General features: G+C 30.4%; 12 protein-coding genes. 10 read left to right on the forward strand and 2 right to left on the reverse strand.

Annotated features, from left to right (window positions below; genetic code table 11):
- Positions 1 to 122 precede the first annotated feature (122 nt).
- A complete protein-coding gene (locus ACWPW7_RS14490) occupies positions 123 to 1,040 on the reverse strand; it encodes a pseudouridine-5'-phosphate glycosidase (protein WP_454054085.1) in 918 nt (305 codons plus the stop codon).
- Positions 1,034 to 2,128: a PfkB family carbohydrate kinase gene (locus ACWPW7_RS14495; protein WP_312573422.1), complete on the reverse strand. Its 1,095-nt coding sequence runs from the start codon at positions 2,126 to 2,128 to the stop codon at positions 1,034 to 1,036. The genes ACWPW7_RS14490 and ACWPW7_RS14495 overlap by 7 nt, the downstream gene beginning before the upstream one ends.
- Before the next feature lie 279 nt (positions 2,129 to 2,407).
- Here ACWPW7_RS14495 and rsxC point away from each other — a divergent pair, with 279 nt between their 5' ends.
- The 10 genes from rsxC (at position 2,408) to ACWPW7_RS14545 (ending at position 11,691) form a co-directional block, all read left to right on the forward strand.
- On the forward strand, positions 2,408 to 3,724 hold the full coding sequence (gene rsxC / locus ACWPW7_RS14500) for an electron transport complex subunit RsxC (protein ID WP_454054086.1): 1,317 nt from the start codon (positions 2,408 to 2,410) through the stop codon (positions 3,722 to 3,724).
- Positions 3,725 to 3,811: 87 nt separating this feature from the next.
- Positions 3,812 to 4,753 carry an RnfABCDGE type electron transport complex subunit D gene (locus ACWPW7_RS14505; protein WP_454055513.1) on the forward strand — a complete coding sequence of 314 codons (942 nt, stop codon included), beginning with the start codon at positions 3,812 to 3,814 and terminating at the stop codon, positions 4,751 to 4,753.
- Positions 4,754 to 5,323: an RnfABCDGE type electron transport complex subunit G gene (locus tag ACWPW7_RS14510; protein ID WP_454054087.1), complete on the forward strand. Its 570-nt coding sequence runs from the start codon at positions 4,754 to 4,756 to the stop codon at positions 5,321 to 5,323.
- 2 nt (positions 5,324 to 5,325) lie between these two features.
- Positions 5,326 to 5,967, forward strand: coding sequence for an electron transport complex subunit RsxE (gene rsxE, locus ACWPW7_RS14515; protein ID WP_454054088.1), 642 nt, complete (start codon positions 5,326 to 5,328; stop codon positions 5,965 to 5,967).
- Positions 5,968 to 5,988: 21 nt separating this feature from the next.
- Positions 5,989 to 6,564, forward strand: a complete 576-nt coding sequence (rsxA, locus tag ACWPW7_RS14520; RefSeq protein ID WP_454054089.1) for an electron transport complex subunit RsxA — start codon at positions 5,989 to 5,991, stop codon at positions 6,562 to 6,564.
- Between the two features lie 12 nt (positions 6,565 to 6,576).
- The gene (locus ACWPW7_RS14525) at positions 6,577 to 7,404 is read left to right on the forward strand and encodes an RnfABCDGE type electron transport complex subunit B (RefSeq protein WP_454054090.1); all 828 of its coding nucleotides are present in this window, start codon (positions 6,577 to 6,579) and stop codon (positions 7,402 to 7,404) included.
- Positions 7,405 to 7,486: 82 nt separating this feature from the next.
- Positions 7,487 to 7,906 (forward strand): SoxR reducing system RseC family protein, encoded by a 420-nt coding sequence (locus ACWPW7_RS14530; RefSeq protein ID WP_454054091.1) that lies wholly within the window; start codon positions 7,487 to 7,489, stop codon positions 7,904 to 7,906.
- Between the two features lie 347 nt (positions 7,907 to 8,253).
- Positions 8,254 to 9,036 carry a glutamate racemase gene (gene murI / locus ACWPW7_RS14535; protein ID WP_454054092.1) on the forward strand — a complete coding sequence of 261 codons (783 nt, stop codon included), beginning with the start codon at positions 8,254 to 8,256 and terminating at the stop codon, positions 9,034 to 9,036.
- A 217-nt stretch (positions 9,037 to 9,253) separates the two neighbouring features.
- Entirely contained in the window at positions 9,254 to 9,922 is a 669-nt protein-coding gene (gene deoC / locus ACWPW7_RS14540) for a deoxyribose-phosphate aldolase (RefSeq protein ID WP_454054093.1), read from the forward strand.
- Positions 9,923 to 10,209: 287 nt separating this feature from the next.
- Positions 10,210 to 11,691: a Na+/H+ antiporter NhaC family protein gene (locus ACWPW7_RS14545; RefSeq protein WP_454054094.1), complete on the forward strand. Its 1,482-nt coding sequence runs from the start codon at positions 10,210 to 10,212 to the stop codon at positions 11,689 to 11,691.
- Positions 11,692 to 11,875 lie beyond the last annotated feature (184 nt).

The following is an 11,875-nucleotide window of genomic DNA, read 5'->3' on the forward strand; positions in this document are numbered from 1 at the left end:
TCATAATAGCATAGTTTTATTTCTTTCTCTAGTACAAAATTCTCTACATTAATATAGGCATATAAAAGAAGCAAGTTCACAAATTATTATATTTGTGAACTTGCTTCTTTATAAATTATCTTCTATTTTAAATTGCTAAGCTCAGCAGCTAATTTTGCACCTAATTTTGCATTGTTGTAAACAAGTTGAATGTTTGCTTCTAAGCTTTGTCCTTCAGTAATTTCTTTAACTTTACCTAATAAGAAAGGTGTGCTTTCTTTACCTTTTATACCCTTTTCTTCTGCTTCTTTTACAGCATCATTTATAGCATTATTTATTTTATCAAAATCCATAGCGTATTCACTAGGTATTGGATTAGCTATAACTACTCCTCCTTGTAAACCTAGATCCCATTTAGCTTTTAGAGCTTTAGCTAATTCTAATTCACTATCAATTTTATAATCTACTTTGAATCCAGATTTAGTAGTAAAGAAAGCTGGTAATTCTTCTGTTTTAAATCCAAAAACAGGAACTCCTTTTGTTTCTAAGTATTCTAATGTTAAACCTATGTCTAATATAGATTTTGCTCCAGCACATACTACTGCTACATTAGTTTTTCCTAATTCATCTAAATCTGCAGATATATCAAAAGTTTCTTGTGCTCCTCTATGAACTCCACCTATTCCGCCTGTAGCAAAAACTTTAATTCCTGCTAATTGCGCAATTATCATAGTAGCTGCTACTGTTGTTGCACCGTCTAATTTATTTGCTATTATAAATGGCATATCTCTTCTGCTCATTTTAATAACATTTTTAGCTTTTCCTAAGTATTCTACTTCTTCAGCAGATAGTCCAACTTTTATCTTTCCATTTAATACAGCTGTAGTTGCAGGTACAGCACCGTTTTCTCTTATTATTTTTTCTACATTTAATGCAGTTTCAACATTTCTTGGATAAGGCATACCATGAGATATTATTGTAGACTCTAATGCTACTACTGGTCTTCCCTCACTTAATGCTTTTGATACTTCTTCACTTATTTCTAAATAGTTTTTTAACATAATTCCATCTCCTTTAATTTTTCATTAACACTGTCTAAATTTATATTAGGATTAATTGTATTTTCATGGGATAGTGCTAAATAAGAACATCCCATAGCAAATTTTATTGTATTATCAATATCAAAATTATTTAGATAACTGTAAACTAGCCCAGAAATAAAAGCATCACCTGCTCCGTTTGAGTTCACTACTTTTATCTTAGAATTAGGCACATATTTAGATGTAGACTTATCTTTATAGTAAACTCCTTCTGCTCCTAGAGAAATAACTACTCTTTCTACTCCTTTATTTAAGAAATAATCACATACCTTTGGTAAGTCTTCATTACTAGTAATCTTTATGCCAGACAATATTTCTGCTTCATATTTATTTGGCTTAATAGTATGAAATCTTCCAATAATATCTTTAACTTTTTTACTTTTTTCAGTAGAAACAGTATCTAAGAAAAATTTTGTATCTTTAAAATTATTTACTGTATATTCAATAATTTCTTTAGGAAGATTAGTATCTATAATACATATTTTTGAACTTTCGATTACATTTTTCTTCTGCTTTATAAAATCAATAGACATATTATCTAGAATATCCATTTGCGATATAGCTAAATGCATATCTCCACTTGAGTCTAAAATTGACATGTATACTGATGAATCATATCCTTCTAATTTTAAACTATGTTCTAAATCAATACCTATATCTCTACATTCATTTAATATCTTTGTACCATAGATATCATCACCAATTGCCGTTATCAATCTAGTATTAATTCCAAGTCTAACTAGGTTTTCCGCTATATTTCTTCCCACTCCACCTAATGAGACTTTTATATTTCCAATATTAGAATCTCTATATCTTAATTCATTAGACGAAAATCCCAAAATATCTACATTAGCGCCACCAATTACAGTGACAAAATTTTCATCATTAATTATATAACCTTTACCCGATATATATCCTTTTTTAATAAGATTTGCAATATGAACTGCGACTGAGGATCTGGTAATCCCTAGAACTTCACTGAGCTCATTTTGAGATATTAAAGGGTTAGATTTTATTAAATTTAATATTTCTTCTTCCCGCTTTGTCATTTAAACCTCCTAATCTTATGCTTATTTCATAAACACTTGTTTATGATTTAATTTTATTTTAGCATACCTTTGTTAAAAAAATCAACAAGATTTTTAAATTATTTTTTTATTTTTTCACATATTTTTAAATTTTATTTAATTATTTTAAAAATATATAAAAAAACCACTTATATATTTTACAATTTTCTCTATATTGCTTATAATTATTGCACCTTACATATTTAAGCGGTATAATAAATTATGAAAATTTGTATTATTTATAACAAAAGGAGGGTCATTATGGGACTTTTAACTTTCAAAGGTGGGATTCATCCCCCACACGGAAAGCACTTAACTGAAAATAGTGCAATTGAAAGATTACTTCCAAAGGGAGATTTAGTCTTTCCTATGTCTCAACATATTGGTGGTGAATGTAAACCAATAGTAAATAAAGGAGATAGAGTTCTCGTTGGTCAAAAAATTGGACAGGCTGCAGGATTTGTTTCTTCTCCAATACATTCAAGCGTTTCTGGAACTGTAAAAAATATTGCTCCAATGCTTCATACAAATGGTAGAAAAATTATGTCTGTTATTATTGAAAATGATGGATTGTATGAGGAAATTGAAGCGTCAGCTCATGATTACACAAAGCTAAATAATGAAGAAATAATCTCTATAATTAATGAAGCTGGTGTAGTTGGATTAGGTGGAGCATGCTTCCCTACTCATGTAAAATTATCTCCAGGTAGCGACAAAAAAATTGATAGCATTATAATTAATGCGGCAGAATGTGAGCCTTACTTAACTTGTGACTACAGATTAATGGTAGAAAACTATAAGGAAATTATTGAAGGGGTTAAGATACTATCTCACATGTTTCCAAATGCAAAATGCTACATAGGTATAGAAGATAATAAAAAAGATGCTATCTCAATTATGTCATCTGCCGTTGCAGAACTAAAAAATATAGAGGTTAAACCTTTAAAAACTAAATATCCTCAAGGAGCTGAAAAACAATTAATTTATGCAATTACTAAACGTGAAGTCCCTACAGGAAAGCTACCTGCTGATGTAGGATGTATAGTTCAAAACGTTGCAACTGCATATGAAATTAGAAATGTGTTATTTACAGGTAAACCTTTAACTGAAAGAGTAGTTACAGTTACTGGTGAAGCAGTAAAAAATCCTAAGAACCTAAGAGTTAAATTAGGAACTGAAATAAGTGAATTAGTTGAAGCTTGTAATGGTTTTAATGAAGAACCAATTAAGATAATTTCTGGTGGTCCAATGATGGGTACAACCCTTATTACATTAGATACGCCTGTTATAAAAGGAACTTCTGGGGTATTATCTCTAACTGCAAAACAAGCAGAACTTACAGAAGAATCTAACTGTATTAGATGCGGAAAATGCGTAGAAGCTTGCCCAATGTTCTTAATACCATCTAAACTTAATAGTTATGTAATTAGAGGAGATTTCGAAAGTTTTGAGAATAGCAATGGACTATCCTGTATTGAGTGTGGCGCTTGTACTTATGTTTGTCCTGCTAAACGTCATTTAACTCAAACTTGCCGTGAAGGAAAACGAGTAATACTAAATAATAGAAAGAAAAAATAAACAATTGAGGTGAATAATATGTCAGATAAATTAAACACGGTATCATCATCTCCTCATATAAAGTCAAAAGAAATTGAGGTGAGTAGTATGTCAGATAAATTATATACGGTATCATCATCTCCTCATATAAAATCAAAAGAAACCGTTAATACTATAATGAGAGATGTTATTATTGCACTATTACCTGCTTTAGTTGCTGGAATATATTTCTTTGGAGCTAATGCTTTAATAGTCACTGCTACTTGTATTGTTTCATGTGTAGCATTTGAATATTTATTTCAAAAGATTACTAAAAGGCCAATTAAAATATATGACTTAAGTGCAGTTGTTACTGGAATATTATTAGCATTCAATATGCCACCAACAACCCCTATATGGGTAGCTATTATTGGAAGTGCATTCGCAATCATAGTGGTTAAATGCTTCTTTGGGGGTATTGGACAAAATATAGTCAACCCCGCTTTAGCTGCAAGAGCATTTTTATTATCTGCATATCCAGTTCATATGACAACATGGACTTTAGATGGCATAGCTACAGTTACTCCACTAGCAATATTCAAAAATGGTGGTGGTGCAATGCCTGAACTTTGGGATGTATTTATAGGTAATGTTGGTGGATGTATAGGTGAAACTTCAGCACTAGCATTATTAATAGGATTTGCTTATTTACTTTATAGAAGAGTTATCAAGCTTCATATACCTGTAAGTTATATAGCAACTACTTTTATACTAACATTAGTACTCGGAAAATTTGGAAGAGACGGATTTGTCGCACAACAAGCTTTAGTAGAAATGTTCTCAGGTGGATTAATTTTAGGTGCTTGTTTCATGGCTACCGACTATACCACTTCTCCAATGACTAAAAAAGGCCATATAGTTTTCGGTATTGGTTGTGGTATTTTAACTGCAGTAATACGTATATTTGGAGGATATACAGAAGGTGTATCTTATTCAATATTAATCATGAACTTGTTTGTACCTATGATTGATAAATTTTTTAAGCCACGTGCGTTCGGGGAGGTAAAATAAGTGAAAGAGAATTTAAAACTAGGTGGAATACTTCTTACAATTACAGCTATTGCTGGAATAATTTTAGGAATTGCCTATTCCGTAACAATGGGGCCAATTATGGCTAAAGAAAAAGAAGAAAAAAATGCTGCAATGAGAGAAATACTCCCAGATGCAGAAGATTTTCAAGAATTTAAATTTGACAATGGTTCAACACCTGAAATTATTGCCGTTGAAAACGGTATTAAAGGTGGAGCAAATGTAGGATATTGTATAAATGTTTCTACTAGTGGATATGGTGGTCCTATTAACATGATGGTAGGAATATCCTCTGATGGAACAGTAAAAGGAATAAAAATATTATCACATACTGAAACGCCAGGACTTGGAGCAAAGGCAGCAGAGCCTGAATTTACTGATACCTTTAAAGAAAAAAAAGTAGATAGTGAATTAAGTGTTGTTAAAGGTGCTGCTTCAGGAGATGATCAAATTGCTGCTATCTCTGGTGCTACGATTACATCCAAAGCAGTTGCTAATGGTGTAAACATTGCAACAAAAGTATTTAATGAACAATTGAAAGGAGCACAGTAATCATGAAGAAACTTATAGAAAGATTGAAAACTGGATTATTTACAGAGAATCCTGTTTTTGTACAAGTTCTAGCTATGTGTCCTACTTTGGCTGTTACAAGTAGTGTTGAAAATGCTATAGGTATGGGACTTGCAGCTACTGCTGTTCTAATTGGTTCAAATGCAGTTATTTCTTTACTTAGAAAACTTATTCCTGATAAAATAAGAATCCCAGCTTTTATAGTTGTAATAGCTAGTTTTGTTACTTTGATACAATTTTTAGTTCAAGCTTACTTACCGGATCTTTATAAGTCTTTAGGTATATTTATACCACTTATAGTTGTTAACTGTATAATTTTAGGTAGAGCTGAAGCTTATGCATCTAAAAACTCTGTAGTGAGTTCTATATTTGATGCTATAGGTATGGGACTGGGCTTTACTTTAGCTTTAACTGTACTTGCATGCATAAGAGAACTATTAGGTGCTGGAACAATATATGGAATCCAAATACTTCCAAGTTCTTATGAACCAATGGGAATTATGCAATTAGCACCTGGTGCTTTCATAACTCTAGGAATTTTACTTTCAATAATGAATCAAGTTAAAATATCTAAAATGAATCAAGTTAAAATATCTAAAGAAAAAAAAGCTGAAGCTATAAAATAAGCAATAGAGAGGTGAATAAATTTGGAACTTTTCAGTATATTTATAAGTGCGTTACTTGTTAATAACGTATTACTAGCTAAATTCTTAGGAATATGTTCATTCTTAGGGGTATCAAAAAAGACAGAAACTGCTAAAGGTATGGGTTTTGCCGTTGTCTTTGTAATTGTTTTATCTTCAATTATTACTTACATTGTAAATATGTTTATATTAGTACCGCTTCACATAGAATATTTATCAACTTTAGCCTTTGTACTTGTTATCGCATCATTAGTACAATTTGTTGAAATAGTTGTAAAGAAAACTAACCCTGGATTATATAGAGCTCTTGGTATATTCTTACCACTTATAACAACAAACTGTGCTGTACTTGGTATTGCGGTTTTAAACATGGAAAAGGGATATAACTTACTTGAAGCTATAGTCAATGGCTTAGGAGCTTCTTTAGGATATATGCTTGCTATAGTTCTTTTAGCTGGTCTTAGAGAGCGTATGGAAGAAAATACTGACATGCCTGAAGCATTCAAAGGATTACCGATTGCACTAGTAACTGCTGGTCTTATGGCAATTGCTTTCTTTGGATTCAATGGTCTTATATAAGGAGGTCTTTTAATGGAATTAAAAGCAATTTTATATCCCGTATTAAGCCTTGGTGGTCTTGGACTTCTATTTGGGTTACTACTTGGATATGCTAACGATAAATTTAAAGTTGAAGTTGATGAAAGAATCCCTTTAGTAAGAGATTGCTTACCTGGAGCAAACTGTGGTGGATGTGGTTTCGCTGGTTGTGATGCATATGCAGAAGCTGTAGTATCTGAAGGAGTAGCTCCTAATTTATGTTCACCTGGTGGTTCAGCTTGTGCTGAAAAAATATCTAATATTTTAGGTGTATCTCTTGAAGAAAGCGATCCTAAGGTGGCTTATGTAAGATGTAACGGTACTTGTAGTGTTGCCAAAGAAAAAAGCTTGTACTTTGGAATAAGGGATTGTAATGAAGCTATGAATGTACCTGGTAATGGTTCAAAAGCCTGTATAGATGGTTGTTTAGGTCTAGGAAGCTGTGTTAAAGTATGTCAATTTGATGCCTTAGAAATTGTTGATGGTGTTGCTAGAATTATAGAAGATAAATGTGTTGCCTGTGGTGCTTGTGTAAACGCTTGCCCTAAAGGTATTATCGGAATTCTTCCAAAAAATTCTAAAGTTCGTGTACAATGTAATTCAAAAGCTAAAGGCAAAGAAGTTATAGACGTATGTTCTGTAGGTTGTATAACTTGCTCATTATGTGCAAAAAATTGTCCAAAAGAAGCAATTGTTATGGAAAATAACTTACCAGTAATTGATTACGATAAATGCGTAAATTGTGGTATTTGTTCAAACAAATGTCCTAAAAATTCAATTGAAAATTTACGTAAGCCTAAAGTTGCTGAAGTGGCAAATTAGTTATATAATATAAATAATAAGAGACTTACAATTGTAAGTCTTTTATTATTAAAATTAGAATGAATTCTTTTGAGGTGATAACATGGAACAAAAAGGACGTATAAAAAAAGTAAATGGTGGCATTGCTGAAGTTGCTTTTGTTAAAAAGTCAGGTTGTGGCGGCAATTGTTCTGGATGTAAATCTGGCTGCCCTTCTGATATGGTACTTATAAGCATAGAAAATACTTTAAATGCTTCCATCGGTGATGAAGTATTAGTTTCTATACAAGATAAAACATTTTCTAAAATGACCTTTTGGGCATATTTTTTCCCAACTGTAATGACCCTATTAGGTCTTATAGGTGGAATAGTCTTATTTAAATCCTTAGGAATGAAAAATTATGAATTATATGGTAGTGCTATAGGATTTATTTTCTTGTTATTATCCTACAGCCTATCAGGCAGATTAAATAAAAAATCTAATAAGGATTCTTTTGTATTTGAAATGATAAAAAAAATTTAATATAATAAAAAATAGAAGTCATAGAAGTCATATATGTGGCTTCTATTTTTTATTACATTAAAATTCTATAGACTAGAATCTTAGTTTCTCCCCTATGCCCTATAAAGATATTATATTATTCTTTTACTTAGATAAAACGCATATAAACTTTACCTTTCGTACTATTACAATCTATTAAAATGATTTTATAGATAACTAAATTAATTCTTAGTTGATTGCTGTTAAATTAATTTATATTTGCTGAAAAATAGTTAAATTATATGAAGCAATAAAATCCATTTTGTATTATAATAAAATTGCATATATATTAAATTTATATATAAACTTTACTTATTGGAGGAATAAGAATGAAGATAGGATTTTTTGATTCTGGTATTGGGGGTATTACTGTATTACATGAAGCATTAAAAATGTTACCTCATGAAGATTATATATATTACGCTGACACATTAAATGTCCCATATGGTCCAAAGCCTAAGGATGAAGTAAAAAAACATATTTTTAATGCTATAGAGTTTATTATGACTCAAAATGTTAAAGCAATAGTTATAGCCTGCAATACTGGTACAAGCGTAGCAATAGAAGATTTAAGATCTAAATATAATGTTCCAATCATAGGTATGGAACCTGCCATAAAACCTGCTGTTGAAAAAAATAACGCTTCAGGTAAACGAATTCTAGTAACTGCTACTGCTTTAACTCTAAAGGAAGAAAAATTACAGCACCTTATTACTAAATTAGATAATGAACATATTGTTGATTTACTACCTCTTCCAGGATTAGTTCAATTTTCGGAAAGATTTGAGTTTAATGAACAAATAGTATTACCTTATCTTCAAGACCAATTAACTAAATATGATTTAAATAATTATGAGACTATTGTATTAGGATGTACTCATTTTTCTTTCTATAAAAATGTGTTTAAAAAATTGCTTCCATCAAACACTAACATAATTGATGGAAACATTGGTACTGTAAAAAATCTTAAAAGAACACTGAAAGAAATGAACTCTTTAAATGAAGGTAATGGTAATGTCACTTTCTTTAATTCAGGATTTAAAATTGAAGATAAGACAAAATTAGATAAGTACAGTAAATTATTTAAAATATTAGATGATATTAATTTTTAAGCTCTAATATAGATAGTTAATATTATTTTCATCATAGGATAAACTATTATAAATTTATATAATTTAACCTATGGAAACTTACCCTTTGTGGATGAGTAAGCTAACTATTGACTATTGCTATAATTTAACTTATTATATTAATATACCCCATAGGGGTATATTAAATTTTTCAAAAGCACTAAAATTAGTGTTTTATTAGATAATGGAGGTTTTATAAATGAATATTGCTTCAATGATTGATCACACAATATTAAAAGCAGATACCACTATAGAACAAGTAAAAAAAATATGTGATGAAGCTAAAGAATATAAGTTTAAATCTGTTTGTGTTAATTCTTGTTATACAAAATTTGTATCAGATGAATTAAAAGATTCAGGTGTTTTAGTTTGTACAGTGGTAGGTTTTCCACTAGGAACTATGGATTCAAAAGCAAAAGCTTTTGAAACAGCTAGAGCTATTGAATTAGGTGCAAATGAAATTGATATGGTTATAAATATAGGTGCATTAAAAGATAAAAATTATGATCTAGTATTAAAAGATATAAAAGAAGTTGTAGAAACTGCTAAAGATAAAGCTATAGTTAAAGTTATAATAGAAGCATGCTTATTAACAGAAGAAGAAAAAATTAAAGCTTGTGAACTTTCTGTAGAAGCAGGTGCAGATTTTGTCAAAACTTCAACTGGCTTTAGTACTGGTGGTGCAACTGTAGAAGATATTAAGTTAATGAGAAAAGTAGTTGGTCCGCAAATAGGTGTTAAAGCTTCTGGTGGAGTTAGAACAACAGAAGATGCACTGAAGTTTATAGAAGCTGGTGCAAATAGAATAGGTGCTAGCGCATCTATAGCTATAGTAAATAAAGATAGTAAAATTACATCTGATTATTAGTAATTTTGTAAAAGTATTAAGACTAAAAGTTAGTTTTAATGCTTTTTTTTACTATTTTTTTATTAATTGTAGAAAAAATAACAATTATTGGTCTACTATTTTGCATTTTTTAACAACAAAATTAATATTCTAAAAACTCTTTGTCTTAATTTTCAAAAAATGTTGAATTTTCAACAAAAAGGTTTTATAATTTACCTATAGCTTAAAGAGGGAAATTTATCATTCAATAGATCAATTACTTTTTTAAGTTAGTATTTTAACAAAAGTTTATCAGGGGGGATTTTTTTATGTTAGCATTATTAAAACTTTCACCTGTCATAGTAATGGCAGGACTCATGATGCTAAAGGTGGATGCATTACTTGCAGCACCAATAGCAACTGTTTACGCAGCACTTATTGCAAAATTAACTGAAAAACTAAAATTCGACGAAATAGTTGATTGCGCTGTTGATAACGTTAAAAGTATGCAGTTAGTATTCTTTATATTAATGCTTGCTTACGCAATGGCATCAGCATTTATGTCTACTGGAGTTGGTGCTTCAATCGTTAACTTAGCTCTAAATCTAGGATTAAACGGACGTACAGTTGCTGTAACTGGTTTCTTAGTTACATCTGTATTATCCGTTGCTACCGGTACTTCTTGGGGGACCTTTGCAGCTTGTGCTCCGATATTTTTATGGCTATGTCATATAGTTGACGGAAGCATAGTATTAACTACAGCTGCAATTGCTGGTGGTGCATGTTTTGGAGATAATATCGGCCTTATATCTGATACTACGGTAGTTAGTTCAGGTATTCAAAAAGTTGAAGTTATTGATAGAATAAGACATCAAGGTGTTTGGTCAATAGGTTGTTTAGTTATTACCGCTGTATTATTTTATATTGCAAGTTTAGTTATGGATTTACCAACAACTGTTACAAATGCTTCTACAGCAATTGATGCAATACCTAGTGAAGTTTGGACTGTTCTAGAAAAAGAAAAACCAGTAGCTATTGACTTATTAAATCAAGTTAAAACTGGAGTTCCATATTATATGATTATTCCACTAATTTTAGTTATTGTAGCTGCTGTTAAAGGTATACAAACTCTTGCTTGCTTAGCAATAGGAATAATTTCTTCATTATTGCTTGGTTTATTAGCTGGAACTGTAGAATCAGTACCTGCATTTATGGAATTAGTTAAAGGCGGATTTGCTGAAGCTGGCGGCTGGGTTATAGTTATGATGATGTGGGTAGGGGCCTTTGGAGGTCTGATGTCAAAAATGAACGCTTTCCAACCTATATCAAAATTAGTTGTTAAACTATCTAGAAATGTAAGACAACTTATGTTCTGGAACGGATGTCTTTCTATTTTAGGAAATGCTGCTCTTGCAGATGAGATGGCTCAAATAGTTACAATTGGACCAATCATCAAGGAAATAGTTGATGAAAATGTTGAAGGTGATGAAGAGTCAATGTATAAACTTCGTTTAAGAAATGCTACCTTCTCTGATGCACTTGGAGTTTTTGGTTCTCAATTATTTCCATGGCATGTATATATGACCTTTTATGTAGGTATAGCTTCTGCTATATATCCATTACACGAATTTAAAGCTATAGAAATAATTCAATACAACTTTATGGCATTTATAGCTGTATTTTCTATATTAATACTTACTCTTACTGGCTTGGATAGATTTATACCAAAATTTGCTCTTCCAAAGGAGCCACAGGTTAAACTTAAAGCAAGGAAATTAAGATTAGTAGAAAAACAATCTAATCACGCTTAATTTATTGAAAATTCAAAGCCTTCATAAAAATGAAGGCTTTTTTTAATTAACTTTTTTTGAAGAATTATTATTTAAATATTCAAATAGCAATTAAGCTAATTTTATTATTTATGAATATGTATTATATTGTTATATTATAAAATTAAATTTAATTTTATATGATTTTTTTAAAAATTCTTTTTTT

This window comes from Clostridium sp. Marseille-Q7071 (genome assembly GCF_965112025.1).

Coding starts and splice junctions, on each gene's coding strand:
- ACWPW7_RS14490 (WP_454054085.1), bottom strand. CDS start 1,040: ATGTTAAAAAACTATTTAGAAATAAGTGAAGAAGTATCAAAAGCATTA.
- ACWPW7_RS14495 (WP_312573422.1), bottom strand. CDS start 2,128: ATGACAAAGCGGGAAGAAGAAATATTAAATTTAATAAAATCTAACCCT.
- rsxC (WP_454054086.1), top strand. CDS start 2,408: ATGGGACTTTTAACTTTCAAAGGTGGGATTCATCCCCCACACGGAAAG.
- ACWPW7_RS14505 (WP_454055513.1), top strand. CDS start 3,812: ATGTCAGATAAATTATATACGGTATCATCATCTCCTCATATAAAATCA.
- rsxE (WP_454054088.1), top strand. CDS start 5,326: ATGAAGAAACTTATAGAAAGATTGAAAACTGGATTATTTACAGAGAAT.
- ACWPW7_RS14525 (WP_454054090.1), top strand. CDS start 6,577: ATGGAATTAAAAGCAATTTTATATCCCGTATTAAGCCTTGGTGGTCTT.
- ACWPW7_RS14530 (WP_454054091.1), top strand. CDS start 7,487: ATGGAACAAAAAGGACGTATAAAAAAAGTAAATGGTGGCATTGCTGAA.
- murI (WP_454054092.1), top strand. CDS start 8,254: ATGAAGATAGGATTTTTTGATTCTGGTATTGGGGGTATTACTGTATTA.
- deoC (WP_454054093.1), top strand. CDS start 9,254: ATGAATATTGCTTCAATGATTGATCACACAATATTAAAAGCAGATACC.
- ACWPW7_RS14545 (WP_454054094.1), top strand. CDS start 10,210: ATGTTAGCATTATTAAAACTTTCACCTGTCATAGTAATGGCAGGACTC.